General features: G+C 59.4%; 16 protein-coding genes. 11 read left to right on the forward strand and 5 right to left on the reverse strand.

Annotated elements, in window-relative coordinates; translation table 11 throughout:
- Window positions 1–2055 carry an acetate--CoA ligase family protein gene (locus ACR0C9_RS03260; RefSeq protein ID WP_480780366.1) on the reverse strand — a complete coding sequence of 685 codons (2055 nt, stop codon included), beginning with the start codon at window positions 2053–2055 and terminating at the stop codon, window positions 1–3.
- A 94-nt stretch (window positions 2056–2149) separates the two neighbouring features.
- Entirely contained in the window at window positions 2150–3325 is a 1176-nt protein-coding gene (locus ACR0C9_RS03265) for a TauD/TfdA family dioxygenase (protein WP_480780367.1), read from the reverse strand.
- Window positions 3326–3428: 103 nt separating this feature from the next.
- Between ACR0C9_RS03265 and ACR0C9_RS03270 the strand changes: the two genes are divergently transcribed.
- The 6 genes from ACR0C9_RS03270 (at window position 3429) to ACR0C9_RS03295 (ending at window position 8139) form a co-directional block, all read left to right on the forward strand.
- Window positions 3429–4382, forward strand: coding sequence for a GlxA family transcriptional regulator (locus tag ACR0C9_RS03270; protein WP_480780368.1), 954 nt, complete (start codon window positions 3429–3431; stop codon window positions 4380–4382).
- A gap of 196 nt (window positions 4383–4578) precedes the next feature.
- Window positions 4579–4836, forward strand: a complete 258-nt coding sequence (locus tag ACR0C9_RS03275) for a YjhX family toxin (protein ID WP_170517540.1) — start codon at window positions 4579–4581, stop codon at window positions 4834–4836.
- Window positions 4837–4845: 9 nt separating this feature from the next.
- The gene (locus tag ACR0C9_RS03280) at window positions 4846–5367 is read left to right on the forward strand and encodes a GNAT family N-acetyltransferase (protein ID WP_480780369.1); all 522 of its coding nucleotides are present in this window, start codon (window positions 4846–4848) and stop codon (window positions 5365–5367) included.
- A gap of 58 nt (window positions 5368–5425) precedes the next feature.
- On the forward strand, window positions 5426–5890 hold the full coding sequence (locus tag ACR0C9_RS03285; RefSeq protein ID WP_480780370.1) for a GNAT family N-acetyltransferase: 465 nt from the start codon (window positions 5426–5428) through the stop codon (window positions 5888–5890).
- A 177-nt stretch (window positions 5891–6067) separates the two neighbouring features.
- Window positions 6068–6985 (forward strand): DMT family transporter, encoded by a 918-nt coding sequence (locus tag ACR0C9_RS03290; protein WP_170453098.1) that lies wholly within the window; start codon window positions 6068–6070, stop codon window positions 6983–6985.
- An 11-nt stretch (window positions 6986–6996) separates the two neighbouring features.
- A complete protein-coding gene (locus ACR0C9_RS03295) occupies window positions 6997–8139 on the forward strand; it encodes an aromatic ring-hydroxylating oxygenase subunit alpha (RefSeq protein WP_480780371.1) in 1143 nt (380 codons plus the stop codon).
- Window positions 8140–8202: 63 nt separating this feature from the next.
- Here ACR0C9_RS03295 and ACR0C9_RS03300 read toward each other — a convergent pair whose 3' ends face one another.
- A complete protein-coding gene (locus ACR0C9_RS03300) occupies window positions 8203–9438 on the reverse strand; it encodes a Tm-1-like ATP-binding domain-containing protein (protein WP_480780372.1) in 1236 nt (411 codons plus the stop codon).
- A gap of 18 nt (window positions 9439–9456) precedes the next feature.
- Window positions 9457–10941 (reverse strand): aldehyde dehydrogenase, encoded by a 1485-nt coding sequence (locus ACR0C9_RS03305; RefSeq protein WP_480780373.1) that lies wholly within the window; start codon window positions 10939–10941, stop codon window positions 9457–9459.
- 161 nt (window positions 10942–11102) lie between these two features.
- On the opposite strand from ACR0C9_RS03305, the gene ACR0C9_RS03310 reads away from it, so the two are divergent.
- Both ACR0C9_RS03310 and ACR0C9_RS03315 read left to right on the forward strand, forming a co-directional pair.
- Window positions 11103–11915 (forward strand): IclR family transcriptional regulator, encoded by an 813-nt coding sequence (locus tag ACR0C9_RS03310; protein WP_170621502.1) that lies wholly within the window; start codon window positions 11103–11105, stop codon window positions 11913–11915.
- Window positions 11915–13267 (forward strand): aminotransferase class III-fold pyridoxal phosphate-dependent enzyme, encoded by a 1353-nt coding sequence (locus tag ACR0C9_RS03315; protein ID WP_480780374.1) that lies wholly within the window; start codon window positions 11915–11917, stop codon window positions 13265–13267. Before ACR0C9_RS03310 ends, ACR0C9_RS03315 begins: the two co-directional genes overlap by 1 nt.
- A 12-nt stretch (window positions 13268–13279) precedes the next feature.
- Here the strand turns inward: ACR0C9_RS03315 and hpaR are convergent, their stop codons facing one another.
- A complete protein-coding gene (hpaR, locus tag ACR0C9_RS03320) occupies window positions 13280–13756 on the reverse strand; it encodes a homoprotocatechuate degradation operon regulator HpaR (protein WP_480780375.1) in 477 nt (158 codons plus the stop codon).
- 109 nt (window positions 13757–13865) lie between these two features.
- Here hpaR and ACR0C9_RS03325 point away from each other — a divergent pair, with 109 nt between their 5' ends.
- From ACR0C9_RS03325 to hpaD, 3 genes are read left to right on the forward strand one after another with little or no spacing between them, the layout of a single operon-like run.
- Window positions 13866–14255: a 5-carboxymethyl-2-hydroxymuconate isomerase gene (locus ACR0C9_RS03325; protein ID WP_170621506.1), complete on the forward strand. Its 390-nt coding sequence runs from the start codon at window positions 13866–13868 to the stop codon at window positions 14253–14255.
- Window positions 14252–15760: a 5-carboxymethyl-2-hydroxymuconate semialdehyde dehydrogenase gene (gene hpaE / locus ACR0C9_RS03330; protein ID WP_480625797.1), complete on the forward strand. Its 1509-nt coding sequence runs from the start codon at window positions 14252–14254 to the stop codon at window positions 15758–15760. The genes ACR0C9_RS03325 and hpaE overlap by 4 nt, the downstream gene beginning before the upstream one ends.
- 41 nt (window positions 15761–15801) lie before the next feature.
- Entirely contained in the window at window positions 15802–16785 is a 984-nt protein-coding gene (gene hpaD / locus ACR0C9_RS03335; protein ID WP_170621510.1) for a 3,4-dihydroxyphenylacetate 2,3-dioxygenase, read from the forward strand.
- The last annotated feature ends 7 nt before the right edge of the window (window positions 16786–16792 follow it).

The raw sequence follows: 16792 nt of genomic DNA on the forward strand, positions 1-16792 counted from the left end.
TCAGCCTTTCAGGGTCAGAACCGCATCGGCAACCACCGCGCGGGTTTGGGTCAGCAGCAGAGGGTTCACTTCCATCTCTGCGATGCCGGGGGTGGCGGCGGCAAAGGCGCACAGCGCCTCGATAGCCTTCAACGTGACGGTCATGTCTGCCGCCGGACGACCGCGATAGCCAAGGACCAGCGGGGCCAGTTTCAACCCCTTTAGCGCGGCCTCTATGTCGCGGCGCGGTGCGGGCAGGATCACGGTGGCGGTGTCTTGCATCAGTTCCACCGCAACACCGCCGATGGCCAGGGTCAGAACCAAACCGATCTCTGGTACGTGGCGGATGCCGACCAGTAGCTCGCTAACCTGATTTTGGATCATCTCTTCGATCAGGTACGCGTCAGCCTTCAGGCCGTGTTCCGCAAGGCGATCTGACATGGCGCGGATCGCAGTCGAAAGATCCGGCGGCGCGAGATTTAGCGTCACAGCGCCCATTTCCGTCTTGTGCAGCAATCCCGGAACAATGGCCTTTAGCGCGCAGGTGCAGCGGATGTCCGGCAGGTCATGCGCGCCCGAAACGACCCATTGGTGGGGAATGTCCAAACCGTGCCCTTGCAGTTGCAGTTTTGCTTCGGCTTCGCTGAGGGTTCGGCCCGCTGTCACCAGCTCACCACCGTCGGTGTTCAAAACCATAGCGTCGGCATCAAGGCCGCTTCGGCTCGCGCCGTATCGCGCCGCGTGGGCGACCGCGTGCAGGCCGTCTTCGAGCCCTTGCAACGGGACCATTCCATTGGAGATCATCTGGTCCCGCGCCTCTTTCGGCAGGGACTCGGCCAGAGTGTTGACAAAGGCCGCCGGACGATCCCCCTTGGCCTGTGCCAGCGCCCCGGTGGTTGCGTCCCATGTCGTCATGTCCCAACCGCCTTCGGGCGGGTAGCACATAACTTGGGCAAAAAGGTCGTACTCATCCCGCGCGAAGGCTTGGTAAATTGGCAGTTGATCCGCCTGCGGCCAACCATGCGCGTCCGAGATGTCCAGCGGATTGGCAGGGCCGACATAAGGCGGCAGCGCGGCATCAATGGCAGGCGCGGAGTCGGTTGAGGGTGGCTCCATCCGAAGGCCTGCTTTTTCGGCAATATCGCCTCCCAACACGGCATAAGACCCAGAGGATGTGATGAAGCCGGTTTTCAAGCCTTTTGGGACAGGCGTGAAGCTTAACATCTTGACGGTTTCAATGGCCTCGGACGGTGTTGTCACTTCGATCCAGCCAAAGCGGCGGAACAGGGCCGAGGCGACGGCCGCATCCCCCGACAAGGACGCCGTGTGTGACTGTGCGGCTCGGGTGCCTGCCTGACTGCGACCGCCTTTGATTGCCACAACGGGAATGCCCTTGCGGGCGGCTTTGGTGGCGGCCCGGCTTAGCTTTGCCACATCGGTAATGCCTTCGAAATAGATATTCACCGCCGTCACACGTGGGTCGTCCAATACTACATCCAGCATGTCGGCAACCGTGACCATCGCCTGATTGCCCAACCCGATCAAATAGGCGATGGGTTGCGAGCGGTCGGCACAGCCAAGGTCGCTGAGGTATGCGCCACCGTTCGAGATCACGGCTACGCCCTTGCCGGGTGCATGAGTGCCGAAGTGATCCATCATAAAGGCACTGCCATCCAGGAAATTGGCGATCCCTGGACAGTTGGGGCCGATCACCGGCATGTCACCGGCGGCGTCGATCAGATCCGCCTGCCGGGTTGCGCCATCGGCGCTTTCGGAAAAGCCCGAAGTAATGCAGACAACGCCACCACATCCTTGCGCCGACAGCGCGCACACGGTTTCGATCACCGCGTCCTTGGGGATCACCAGAATTGCGACATCCGGCACCCATGGCAGTTCAGAAACCGACGCCACACAGGGAACGCCCGCGATCGTGGCCCGTCTCGGGTTCACGGCTACGGCGTCACCGGAAAATCCGCCCGCCTGCATGTACTCAATCGCGGGCGCAATACCACCGCCGCCAATCCACGCGACGCGCGCAGGCGACAGCATTCGTTTCAGACGATCCGCCTTTGTCACAGGCTGCACTCCGTGACCTGATTGCCAAAATTTGGGGTGCTGATGACTTTCCGGGTCCGCTCGGTCAGTTGTATCGCAGCCATTCGTTTGAAGATCATGACTGCGCCTCAGCCCGGAACTGGCGTTGCAGCGTGCGGATGCGGGAATGCAGTTCGTCGCGGTCGGAATAGATACCTTCGATGAACCGTGTGCCGCCTTTGGCCTCGTACCCGGCGCGGCCATGCAGGGCGCGACGGTTGTCAAAGGCTAGCAGATCGCCCGGCTCGTACCGGAACACCATCATATAGCGCGGGTCCTGGGCCCGTTCGCAGAACGCCCGGTACGCCTGATAGGCGCGGCGCTGGATATGGACCGGAGCCCGCAGCGGCGCGCGCAGGAATGTATTGTACCGAACGCCGGTGATGCCTCCGATCTCATCGGTCTCAACCACAGGCCCCCAACCGCGATAATCCGAGCCGCGCGCCCGGTTGCTGTATTCCCAGATATCCGTGGTCAGCGAGTGGAAATGCGCGGGCTCGTCGATCCGCAGGTCTTCGGCAATGCGGTATGCATCGACGTAAATCCCTTCGCCACCCGTCGTCGTGTTGTCGCGGGTATACAGAAACTGAAGGCCAAACGGCGTTTCTCGCGTTGGCAGGTCGATATGCTGCAACAGCATGTCCGAGGTGAAGGCCTGACTGTCAGGATCATCCTTGATCTCTAACGTATACTGCCGCCCGAAATTGCTTTCGCGGACCGGACCGATGCGGGTGACGATCTGTTCCAGCAGGCCGTCCTGCTGGGGCAATCCGCGCAGGCGGGCCACGCCGTAGTCGCGCAAGGCCTCAAGCCATTGCAGAAACACCCGCGGATTGCTCAGCGCTTCGGGACCGTCAAAGCTGGGCGGTTCTGGCTGATCCTCGCCTCGCCAAAGGATGGGTCGCGGCGTGTCATCCGCGCCGAACCACGCGATCCCGCGCATCCAGCCGGGATGGAACAGGCTGGTTTTGTTGTCTGTAAAATCGATGGCGACCGCGCCGCCTGCGTCGACCCGTGCACTTCGTATACCCAGATCGCCATCTATCGCGCTGGGCGACACGCACATTTCGCGCGCCTTGGGATGGATTGTCTCGGGGTCGGGGCTGTTTTCCCGCAAAAGCAGCGCGTGGTACTGGCTGGTGGCCCCGTCCGACCAGGTGATGCTGAGAACGTCCTTGTTATGCGTCACAGCCATCACGGTATGGAGAATGGGCCAGGTGTCGAAATCCGGTGTCCAGGGCAATTCGGTCATGGGGTGTCCTCCGTTACTCAAACGGTACTGCCTGTCCCGCAATTTCTCTTGATCTGAATTGGCAATTTCTTGATGATTTCTTGCAAATTGAGAAGGCCCAACCTTGCCCAGTGTCGACATCGTACTGACCGAGAACTTTCCGATCCTGTCGCTGACACTGGTGACGGAACCCCTGCGCGTGGCAAACCGGGAAAGCACCGAGCCTTTGTGGCGTTGGCGCTTCTTGTCCATCGAAGGGGGCGTGATGCTCAGCTCCAGCGGGATGCAGGTGAACACCGAGCCGTTGGACGACAAGGTTGCCGACGTTGTTCTGCTGCTGTCCTCTTATCACCCCGAGGCGTCGCTGGTGCCGAGGCTGTTGGCTTGGTTGAAACGCCGCGCCCGTGCCGGGGCGGTGATGGGCTGCGTCGATACAGGTGCCCTGATCTTTGCCGAAGCCGGGCTGTTGTCACTTGCACCGGCAGCGGTGCATTTCGAAGCCCTGCGCGGGTATCGCGAACAGTTTGCCGATGAGATGTTCGTGGACCGGCTGTTCACCATCACCGGCAATCGCTGTTCCAGCGCAGGCGGGGTGGCGACGTTCGACATGACGCTGGGACTGATCGAGCGGTTCAACGGACAGGGTCTGGCGAAACGAGTGGCGGAGATTCTGACCTATCGCCCGACAGTGCATGAGGGGCCGCAGCAGAAACTGCTGACGGATACTTCGCTTGCCCGACTTGACCGAACCCTTGCGCGGGCGGTGGACCTGATGCTGGCGACTTTGGATCAACCCTTGCCAATCTCGGAAATTGCCGACCGGGTTGGGGTGCCGATCTGGACCCTTGGACGGTTGTTCAAGCACTATCTGAAATGCTCGCCCGCCTCCTATTATCGTGGTTTGCGCCTTGTTGAGGCCCGCAACCTTATTCGCAACTCCAGTTTGCGTGTCAGTGACATCTCGGCCTTGTGCGGCTTTGAAAACCCAGAAAGCTTTGCCCGAGCCTACAGGCGACAATTCGGTCTGACCGCATCCGAAGACAGGGCAGGGCTAGTATATAATGTCGATGCGACTTGACACATCGAGGATTGATGAATACTTCCGATCACGCCTGAGGCAGTCAGCCTCGTGCAACGGAGATTTTATGAAAGAGACCCGGGCCTAACGCCCGTTCCTGGCGACCCAAATTCAGGAACACCAACACTGATAGGCACACTCACGCGCGATGCTGAGTGAACCTGTTTCTGTGCTTTCGTAAAATCGAGACATCCCAATGAATATCTCAAAGCACGAACAACGTGTTTTGCACGAACTCGCCCTTGGCGGGTCGATCCATCATCAACGTCTGGAGAACGGTAAAATCCATGACGTCACCTGTTACACGCGCGACGGGTTCATTCTGACCGACTGCACCATGGGCGTCTTCAAACGCCTGCTGAAACGTCGTTTCATACGGTCAAAGAATGGCAGCCCCTACCGCGCCTCTGCGTTGGGCATCAAATCCGTGCGCGCGCAAATGAACCAAAGATAGGAAAAAGCAATGAACCATACAGACATCGAAGCCATAACACGCGTTCACCTTGATGCGTTCGGCAAAGACGAAGGCCCCGAGATTGTGCAGCTTGCCAAGGGCTTTCTGGCGCTTGCGGACACAATTTCGATCAGCGCGACACGCGATGGAAAGATTGCGGGGAATGTGCTGTTCACTCCGTTCCTGTTCCAGGATCACCTGCAGGCCAAGTGTTTCCTCTTGGCCCCGTGCGGGGTGGTGCCCGACTATCAGGGGCAGGGTGTCGGCAAGGAACTGATGGAGACGAGCATCGCGCATCTTACCTCGGTCAATGCTGACGCTGTGTATGTCTTGGGCGTGCCCAGCTTCTATCCGAAATACGGATTTGTTCCGACGGACAAACAAACGCCCTATCCGGACCTTTTGACCATGCCGGAATCCTGGATGGAGCTTGAGCTGAAACCCGGGTCCGCCAAGGCGCTGGGCGGCAAAACCACTGCCGTCGCGCCGATCATGCGGCCCGAGTATTGGGACACGTCTGCATATGGTTGAAACCACACGCGCCCCGCAAGAACCTGTCCTGAAACGCGACACTGAATGAGAATACCCGATGAAAACACCAATAGTTAAACAAACCACCAAGGGTGATATTCCAGCGTTGCAAACCGTGCTGGATCAAACGCAGTTGTTTCCCAGTGAAATGCTGCCCGAGATGCTGCAACCCGCGCTGGATCATAAGGCCGAGGCGATCTGGCTGACCTGCCATCTGGACGGCGCAGCCGTCGGACTGTGTTATTCTGTCCCCGAGGAACTGGCGCAGGGCACGTGGAATATGCTTGCGCTTGCCGTGCGACCTGATCTTCAGGGGCAGAAACTGGGAACCGCTCTGGTCGAAGCTGCGGAGCAACGTCTGAAAGCCGAAGGTCAGCGGTTGCTGATCGTTGATACATCCGGGACCGAGGACTTTGCACTGACGCGCAGATTTTACGCGCGCAACGGCTATGAGGAAGAAGCGCGTATTCGCGATTTCTGGGCGGCTGGGGATGACAAGGTGATCTTCCGGAAGGCTCTCTAACCGACCTTTGCCCTTCGCCAGTGACTTGGCGAGGGGCGCACTTGTTGATGGGAAAAGCCGGACCTGTGCGCGGACCAAATCCGCGCGTTGTGCCTTGAAACGTCAGCCTTGTCGCAAACGGGCCTGCGGGCCTGATGTCGCGCACCTACACTGTCCCGAGATTTGAAGGACAGCGCCATCACGACGACAGCCAACATACCCAGTTCACAAGACGCCCACAGATACGGCGTTTTCTTTGTATTTGCGGCTGGCGTTCTGTGGTCAACGGTCGGGCTTGGCATCCGGCTGATAGAAGAGGCGGGCGTTTGGCAAATACTGCTGTACCGGTCGGTTGCGATGTCGCTTTTTCTGTACGCGGTCATACGAATTCGGTCGCGGGAAAACCCGTTTGTACAGCTGCGCCGCTCTGGCTTTCCTGCCGTTGTCGCCGCGCTGTCGCTGTTGGCGGCGTATTCCGGTGCGATCTACGCGATCCAGAACACGTCGGTCGCGAATGCCATGCTGCTGTTTGCGACGGCTCCGTTTTTGACCGCTGTTCTGGGTTGGGTCGTCCTGCGCGAGCCTGTGCGCCGGGCCACCTGGGTTGCCATCGGGATCGCCCTGATCGGCATTGCTGTCATGGTTGCGGACAAGTCCGGGGGCGTGGCGCTGAAGGGCAGTCTGGCCGCGCTTGGATCGGCATTGGGCTTTGCGGTCTTTACCGTTGCACTGCGCTGGGGGCGCACGTCCGAGATGTTGCCCTCGGTCTTTCTGTCCGGGCTGTTTGGCGTCGCAATCACCTTTACGATCTGCCAGCTACAGGGCCTATCCCTCGTCCTGAGCCTGAATGACGGTGGTGTGGCGATGGGCATGGGTGTCTTTCAGGTGGGGGCCGGGTTGATCCTTTATACAATTGGATCAAGAAGCCTGCCCGCCGCTGAATTGACGTTGCTTTCACTGGCCGAGGTTCTGCTTGGCCCGGTCTGGGTATGGCTGTTTCTGGGTGAAACAGCGACCGTCAATACTCTGATCGGCGGGGCGATCCTGCTTGCCGCAATTGCCGGAAATGCCCTGACCGGGCAGCGTCGTAAGCCACCGCCGATTACCGCCCCGTAAGGAGTACAGCGATGAACTCAGCCTATGACCCCGCTCTGGCCGATTGCGCCCGTCCAGTCGAGGCGGCCTTTTCCATTCCGCCGGTCTGTTACACCTCGGGCAGTCACGCCCTGGCCGAAATGGATCTGGTGTTCCGCCAAGGCTGGATCGGCGTTGGTCGGGCCGATGTCGTTGCCAATCCGGGTGATTTCATCACGATGGATGTGGCCGGGCAGAACATCATCCTTCTGCGCGATAGGACGGGTCAGTTGCGCGCATACGCAAACACCTGCCGTCATCGCGGGGCCCGCTTGGTAGACGGGCAGGGCAGGTGCAAGGGACTGCGTTGTCCGTTTCATTCGTGGTTCTACGGTCTGGACGGCAAGCTTGTCGCCGCACCGCATATGGAGCGGGCGCAGGGCTTCGACAAGGCGGACTATGGCCTTGTGTCCTATCAGGTGGCCGAGCGGTTGGGCTTTTCCTTTGTCTGTCTGTCTCGGGACGCGCCCGATATTGATGCCTATCTGGGGGATATTGCCGAACTCCATAGCCCTTGGCCCATGGACCGCCTTGTGTCGGTCCGCAGGCAAGAGGTCGAAGTGAATTGCAACTGGAAGATCTTCCTCGAAGTGTTCAACGAATACTACCATCTGCCGTTTGTGCATGCGGAATCGATCGACAGTGTCTATGACAGACCGGATGCAGCCGATGCCGTAAAGGGCGCCTTTGCTAGCCAATTCGGCGCGACCGAAGGGACCGGAGGACTGCTGGAAAGCGATCAGGACAAATCTCTTCCCGAAATTCCCGGCCTGAAAGGCAAGGCGCGCGAGGGTGCGCGTTATACATGGATCTTCCCAAATATGACTTTCGCCGCGAACCGCGACGCGCTTTGGTGTTACGAGGCTTATCCGGTTGGCGCATCCAGATGTCGGGTGGTTCAAACCTCGTGCTTTCCGTCAGAGACCATCGCATTGCCGGATTTCGCCGAAAAATCTCAGGCGTATCTCCGGCGCATGGATGCGGCACTGGATGAGGATATCGAGGCGCTGGAAAATCAACAACGCGGGCTGGCTTGTCCGGACGCGCGGCCCGGCCGGTTTCAACCGGATCTGGAACCCAACGTGGCCGCCTTTGCACGCTGGTACAGCAGCAAGTGGACGGGTTTGTCAGGCTAGCTCAGCTGGTCGACCTTTTGGGCCTTTAGTTCGGACAGCGGGCCGAGGGTAAATACACGCCGTTCACTGGGCAGATACCGTTCCATCCTGAACCCAGGCATCAAACTGTGCCAAAACCGCGTCGCAAAAAGCGGGGTCGTTGATATGGGCGTCCAACTCGGTCATCGGGATGCGACCGGACATGGTGGTGCGCGCTTCGTCCACCATTTCGGCCAACGCTTCGGGGTCGTATGCTTCTTCGCCTTCCTTGTCCCAGGCCTCGACCCCCTGAACAGGAAGGAAAAAGTGAACCGGTCCGGTTGCAGCTTCCAGCCGGTTGGCAAGCTCTCGCACCCAGGCGCGGCGTTCTTCACCCGTGAAGACCGAACTTTTGATGAGGCGGTTGTGTTCATGAAACGGGCGGTCCGCGTATTGGTCCGGAATGTCCTGCCAGCCTGCAAAGTCCAGCAGGTCCAACGCGCCGGGGGCCACCATCTGCGGGGTGCCCGCGCGGCCTGCATTGGTCACGCGATCCTCCCCGCTGGAGACCACTGAGCCCGCCATCAGGTTCCCGAACTCCTGCATGCAGAAATCCATCACGCATACAAATGCGCCTTCGCCTGCCAGCTTCTCGAACGCCATGCCGCCCATACCGGTCGAGTGGAACACGGCCACTTCGAAGCCACGGCTTTCCAGCGCAGGTTTTAGCGTCTTCATATAGCGCAGACAGGATGAGCCGAGGCTGGTCATCCCGATCAAGGGCTTGCTGCGATCAACCTCGATGGCCGCGTTGGTTGCCCCAACCACCGCCCCCGCAGCCTGGCTAAGCGAGGACCGACAGATCGAGTTCATGCCATACAGACCGCCCGCCCACAGGATCATCTGAATATCCGGGGCCAGCCGGTGCGGCGGGATCAGGGGTGAAAAGCTGACGGTTGAAACGATGTATTTCGGAACGCCCATCGGCAACGCCTGTGCGCAGTCCAGCGCAAGATCAGTGCCCATCGTGCCGCCAATTGCGAGCATCCCGTGAAAGCGCCCCCTGGCATGTGCTTCGGCGACGACGTTTGCGGCCCCCGCAGACATCACGCGGAAGGCCTTGTTTTCGTCGCCTTGCGCGATGACCTGATCAACGGTCATGCCCCCGGCGGCTGCAATCTCGTGCTTGCTGATATCGGTCGCGTTTTCCGGATCACCCAGTACCGAGACATCCATGGTCAGCACGTCGGCCCCCTGCGCCCGGACCACGCCTTCGATAAAGCGCATCTCGGGCTCTTTTGTGTCGTATGTGCCAATCAACAGGATCGTTTTTCGGGTCATTGGCATCCTCCTGTCGGTTCAGAGCTTGATCCACGCGGTCTTCAGGTCAAGGTATTTGTCGAACGCATGCAGTGACTTGTCATGCCCGTTTCCGGATTGTTTTACGCCACCCAAGGGCACAGTGATGTCCGCCCCGCCATACGTGTTGACATGCACGACTCCGGCCTGAATTTTCGCGATCATCCGATGCGCGCGCGACAGGTCTGCAGTCCACACGCCAGCGGCCAATCCGAACTCGGTGGAGTTGGCAAGGGCGATGGCTTCCTCTTCGGTATCAAAGGACTGAAGGGTCAGAACCGGGCCAAACACCTCTTCGCAGACAACGCGGTCGTTGGGTTGCACGCCGGTTATGATTGTTGGCGCCATATAGGTGCCGCCGGTATCCTGAAGTATCCGCTTGCCCCCGGTGGCAATGGTGCGCCCGGCGGCGCGGGCCTCGTCCACAAAGGCAAGGTTCTGCGCCAGTTGGCGTTCCGAATTCACCGCACCGGCATCGGTATCAGGGTCCAGCGGGTCGCCGACACGCATGGCTTCGGCGTTTTTCACCAGCATTGCGACGAAGTCGTCATGGATTTCGCGTTGCACCAGCAGTCGCGATCCGGCAACGCAAACCTGACCCGAGTTTCGGAAAATCCCCGCAGCCGAGACTTTGGCGGCCTCTGCCAGATCGGGGGCGTCTGCAAACACGATATTTGGGGATTTGCCACCAAGTTCCAGATAAACACGTTTGAGGTTGGACCGCGCCGATGCCTCCATCAGCCGACGCCCCGTTGCCCCAGATCCGGTGAATACCAGTACGTCCACGTCGTGAGACTCGGCAATCTCAGTCCCGACAACCGCGCCTTCGCCGGTCACGACGTTGAAAACGCCGGGGGGAAGACCAGCGTCCAGCGCCAGTTCGGCAAGGCGGATCAGGGTTAACGAGGCGGTCTCGGCCGGTTTCAAAACCACGGTGCAACCGGCGGCAAGGGCCGGGCCCAGCTTCCAACTGCCGATCATCAGGGGGAAGTTCCACGGCACGATTGCACCCACAACACCTGCGGGCTGTTTATGCACCAGCCCCAGCGCGCTGGGGGCGGTTGGGGCGATCTCGCCATATATCTTGTCGATGGCTTCGGCAAAATACCGGATCGTCCCGGCAGCGCTGAGTGGTTCGGCTTTGTAGGCCATTCCGATCTCGGTTCCGTTGTTTTGCACGCCCAATACGGCAAGTTCTGCCGCCTGCGCTTCGATAATATCCGCCCATTTCAGCATGATTTTCTTGCGTGCAGCAGGCGCGAGGCCAGACCATCGTCCGTCGTCAAAAGCTGCGCGCGCCGAACGGATTGCCAATCGGGCATCATCCCGCGTGCCTTTTGGCATGGTCGTCAGGGTCGATCCGTCGATGGGTGACACAACATCAAGCGTGCCGCCGTCCGAGGCATCACACCGCGCGCCGTCGATCACATGGCGGGCGGGCGGTACGCTTTGGGACCGGAGTTGGTCAATTATCGCTCTGTCCAAATCACGCCTCATCGGTTTAAATAGTGAACCATGGGTATCAAAAAAGTGTCTGATCAAATGCCGACATTTGTCAATATTGATTTTCTATTGACTGAGGAGGAAACCAGATCAAAATATCTGATACCAGTGGTTCAAATATTAAACCTATCAAAAGGTATCAGATGGGAACGATCACAAAAGCTTTGGACTTGCTGTCCCTGTACGCGCGCGACCGCGCAGAAATCGGGCTGGGTGAGTTTGTGCGCCTTACCGGGCGCGACAAGGCGACGGTTCATCGCCACCTGACCGAGCTTGCGGAAAACGGCTATCTGGAGCAACACCCTGACACGCGCGCCTATCGGCTTGGTCCGGCGCTGTTGCGCCTGTCGGCCTTGCGTGAGGCGGCGTTCCCCGTGCGAAAGCTGTTGCAGCCCATCGTGTCCGAATTGTCCGAAGCTGTTGGCGAACTGGCCCATGCCAGTCTGCTGCAGGGCGAGGCGCTGTCGCCGGTCGCCCACGCGGATCCTGCCCTGCACGGCATTCAGGTGAACTTTGACATTGCCGAGATGTTGCCCCTGCACGCGACATCGTCCGGCATCGCTGCCCTGGCTTTTTGCCCCGAGGATTGGCAAGCCCGCGTCATGGCACGGCCCTTGTCGAAATATACCGACCAAACGATCTCGGACCCGGCGGACCTGAAAGGCATGATCGACCGCGTCCGGCGGTTCGGCGTGGCGTCAGTCACCGGTGGGTTTGATGAAGGGGTCACGTCGGTCGGATGCCCCGTCTTCGGCGAAGGTGGGCGCGTTCTGGGCGCTTTGGCCGTTGCCGTCCCAAGCGTGCGGGCCAGGCCGGAGAAACTGCGCGACATTGCCCAAATGCTTTTGAATGAGGCCGACCGCGCCTCGACTGCGCTGGGCGGTGCGTTTCCACAAGGGTTCGAAGCCCTGCCGCCGGACTGGGGCGATGAAACCAAGACACAACAGGTGATGTGATGAAGGACAGCAATTTCCTGAAAGAAAACAACGCGCGCCACCTGTGGCACCCGATGGCGCATCCGGCGGACAGCCTTGCAAACCCGCCTGACATTATCGTCGGCGGTGACGGTGTGCGCATCACAGATGTGGATGGGAATACGGTTGTCGATGGGGTCGGGGGGCTATGGAACGTAAACCTTGGGTATTCGTGCCAGCCGGTGAAGGATGCAATTTCCCAACAGCTGGACAGGCTGCCCTATTATTCGATTTTCCGGGGCACTACCAATGATCTGGTCATAGAACTCAGCTGGATGCTGCGCGAATTCTTTGCCCCGGACGGGCTGTCGCGCGCCTTCTTTACATCCGGCGGGTCGGATGGCGTTGAAATCGCGCTGCGCCTTGCACGGCAATATCATAAGGTGCGTGGCGAGGCCGGGCGCGTCAAATTCCTGAGCCTCAAGAAAGGCTATCATGGCACCCATACGTTGGGCGCATCGGTGAACGGTAACCCGAATTTCCGAACGCAGTACGAACCGCTGATGCCCGGCTGCCATCACATTCCATCGCCCTATACCTATCGCAATCCGTTTGGCGAAACCGATCCGGAAAACCTGGCGCAACTGTGCCTTGCGGCGCTTGAGGATGAGATCAGGTTTCAGGACCCTTCGACCATAGCCGCAATGATCATTGAGCCGGTTCTTGGGGCGGGCGGTGTGATCCCGCCGCATGAAACCTTTATGCCCGGCGTGCGCGAGATTTGCTCGAAACATGGCATTCTGCTGATCGCGGATGAAGTGATCACAGCCTATGGCCGGACGGGGGCGTGGAGCGGATCGCGCCGCTTTGGCGTCAAGCCTGACATGGCGGTCACGGCGAAGGCCATCACAAACGGGTATTTTCCGTTCGGTGCCGTGATGATCAGCGATGCGGTGGCTGATGTGTTCGAAGGTGACCGCTCGGGCAAGGCGGCAATCGGGTCGGGGTATACCTATTCCGGCCATCCCGTGGGCGCCGCTGCCGCGATTGCGTGCCTGAAGGAAACCGAACGCCTGAACGTCAAGGACAACGCCGCGCAGCGTGGGGCGCAATTGCATGCGGGCCTTCAGGCGCTGGGCGAGACATACGACCTGATCGGCGATGTGCGTGGGGGGTATGGCCTGATGTGCGCGTTAGAGCTGGTTGCGGACAGAACCACAAAAACGCCCATCGACAAGGCCACTATCGGCAAGGTGCAAAAAACGGCCTATGAGGCCGGGGCCATGGTGCGCGTGTCGGGAAACAACATCATTCTGTCCCCGCCGCTGGTGCTGGGCGAAGAGGACGTGAACACTTTGATTTCGGCGCTGGACAAAGGGCTAGCGTCGGTGTGATTTCGTGACCTTTCAAGGGGTTGAATCCTGATCTTCAATCGCCAGGGCAAGCTTTCGCAGCAGCGCCAACAGGGTGTCGTGATCGTTATCCCCAAGGATGCTTCGGTAATGGGCGGCGATGTCCGAGGCCTCGGCCATGTGATCATCAATGATCGCTTGCCCTGCAGCCGTGATCGCAATGTGCTGGCGACGGCGGTCTGTCGCGTCGGCCTCGCGGGACACGAGCCCGGCTTTCTCCATCGAATGTACAATCCGGCTGAGGCTTGGCGACATCAGCGCCGCGCGATTGGCCAACATGCCGGCGTCCATCTTTCCGCCCTCGCTGAGCACGCGCAGAACGCGCCATTGCTGTTCGGTGATGCCCGCCTTGGCCAACATCTTGCGGATCGGGGCCATTACGGCCTCACGCGCGCGGATCAGCGACACAGGAAGTGACTGCGCCGTTGGGGGCAGGGCGTTGGGTTTTTTGGTTCGCGATGTTTCTGGCAATGGTCCGATCCCAAAATTACATCACATGTTAAATAAATTGTTTGACTCGAGGCCGCAACGTTCGATAGGTATAATATTACTTAACATAGCAAATAAAATGGATTGAGACGTGCCGCATATCCACATCGAATATTCCGCAAACCTGGAACAGGTCGTGGATATGGCCGGGCTGTGTGATGCGTTAAGGCAATCTGCGGCCCGGATCGACGCCTTGCCCATGCCCGGGCTGCGTGTGCGGGCGATCCGCGTCGATCATTATTCCATCGCGGATGGCGATCCCAAACACGGGTTTGTCGACATATCGGTCCGCCTGCGCGAAGGACGGGCGGATGCCGTCAAGCAGGACGTCATCAAGCAGATTTTCGACACCGCGCGGGCCTTTCTGAAACCCGCAATGGACACGCATTCGATCGCTTTGTCGTCTGAATTGCGGGAAATCGACGCCCGTCTTTCCCCAAAATGCGGCACGATCCGCGACCATCTGGAGGACCCGAAATGAGCAGTTTGGAGCAGAACCTGGAAAAGCTGAACGGGTTGCTGGCGCGGTTCCGGAAGGATGGGATCAAAAACCGGATTGCGGGTAAGGACCGGGACGGGTCCGCAGGCAGGTTCCAAACCACGTCTCCGGTCGACAAAAGCGTGATTTGTGAGGTTGCCCAGGGCAATGCGGACGATATCGACGCTGCGGCCAATGCTGCGGCAGGTGCATTTCCCGAATGGCGTGACATGCCCGCAACCGAGCGGCGCAAGATCTTGATCCGTGTGGCTGAAGGCATCGAAGCGCGCGCTGAGGAGATCGCCTTGTGCGAATGCTGGGACACTGGGCAGGCGTTGAAATTCATGTCGAAGGCCGCACTGCGCGGGGCCGAGAACTTTCGCTATTTCGCCGATCAGGTTGTGCAGGCGCGGGATGGTCAGCATCTGAAATCACCGACCCTGATGAACATCACCACGCGCGTCCCGATTGGCCCGGTCGGTGTGATCACGCCCTGGAACACGCCCTTCATGCTGTCCACGTGGAAAATTGCACCTGCGCTGGCGGCCGGGTGCACAGTGGTCCACAAACCGGCCGAGGCCAGCCCGCTGACGGCAAAGCTGTTGGTCGAAATCGCGGAAGAGGCCGGTCTGCCAAAAGGCGTTTTGAACACGGTGAACGGTTTTGGCGAAGAGGCGGGAAAGGCGCTGTGCGAACATCCTAAAATCCGCGCCATTGCCTTTGTGGGCGAAAGCCGCACAGGCAGCCTGATCACCAAGCAGGGGGCAGATACGCTCAAACGCAACCATCTTGAGTTGGGCGGCAAAAACCCCGTTATCGTGTTCGACGATGCCGATCTGGACCGCGCTCTGGATGCGGTGATCTTCATGATCTATTCGATCAATGGCGAGCGCTGCACATCTTCGTCGCGTTTGCTGGTGCAGGACACGATTAAGGACGCGTTCGAGGCCAAGCTTGTCGAGCGCGTGAACACGATCAAGGTCGGCCATCCGCTGGACCCGGCGACCGAGATCGGACCGCTGGTGAGCGAGGAACATTACAACAAGGTCACCAGCTACTTTGAGGTCGCGAAAGAGGACGGGGCCACCATCGCCGCGGGCGGGACGACGGTCGGGGAGACCGGCTATTTTGTACGACCGACCCTTTTCACCAACGCAAACAACCAGATGCGCATCGCGCGCGAGGAAATCTTTGGCCCCGTTCTGACCGCCATTCCATTCTCGACCGAGGATGAGGCGCTGCAAATCGCCAACGACACACCCTACGGTCTGACCGGCTACGTCTGGACCAACGACCTGACCCGCGCCTTGCGTTTCACCGACAAGCTTGAGGCCGGGATGATCTGGGTGAACTCGGAAAACGTCCGCCATCTGCCGACGCCGTTCGGTGGTGTCAAAGCCTCGGGCATCGGTCGGGACGGCGGCGATTGGAGCTTTGAGTTCTACATGGAACAAAAGCACATCGGCTTTGCCACCGGTCAGCACAAGATCACTCGCCTCGGAACCTGACGCGCGTCGCCCTGACAATCCAATGTACTTAGGAGTTTGAAATGCCTGTACCCGCTCCGAACCTCTACCCGGATTTCAACACGATCCGCCTGAGCCATGTTTGCCTGAACGTAAGGGATCTGGCGGTGTCCAGGGCGTTTTACGTTGACATGTTCGGCCTGCAGGTGACGCATGAGACCGACACCCACATCTACCTGCGCGCGTTGGAGGAGCGTGGGCATCATAGCGTGGTTTTGCAGAAATCCGATGCGCCCGGCACGGTCGATGTCATGGGGTTCAAAGTCTTTGATGAGGCTGATCTTGATCGCGCCGAAGCCTGGTTTCAGGCCAAAGGCCGCCCGACCCAGTGGATCCAACGCCCGTTTCAGGGGCGCACGTTGCTGACCTCGGACAATTTCGGTATCCCGTTGGAATTCTATAACAAGATGGACAGGCTGCCGACGATCCATCAGGACTATGCCCGATACCATGGCGTGCGTCCCTTGCGGATAGACCATTTCAACTGTTTCAGTCCAAACGTCGATCACAGCGTCGCCTTCTACAGCGACATGGGATTTCGGGTTACGGAATATACCGAAGACGAAGACAGCAAGCGGTTGTGGGCGGCGTGGCTGCATCGCAAAGGCGGTGTGCATGACATGGCCTTTACCAACGGCACCGGGCCTCGTATGCACCATGTGGCGTTCTGGGTCGCCAACCCGATGCACATCATCGATCTTCTGGATGTCATGTCGACCACGGGTTACGTCGAAAACATCGAACGCGGGCCGGGGCGGCACGGTATTTCCAACGCGTTCTTTCTGTATATCCTTGACCCGGATGGTCACCGGATCGAAATCTACAGCTCGGATTATCAGACACTGGATCCTGATCATGAACCGCTGAAATGGGATCTGAAAGATCCCCAGCGGCAAACCCTATGGGGTGCGCCCGCACCGCGCAGCTGGTTTGAACATGGGTCACGGTTCACAGGCGTTGACGTGGCCGAGGCGGATCTGAACGCCACCCCGATCATCGCACCCTGAGGAGGCG

The sequence above is a fragment of the Ruegeria sp. C12 genome, assembly GCF_056537745.1.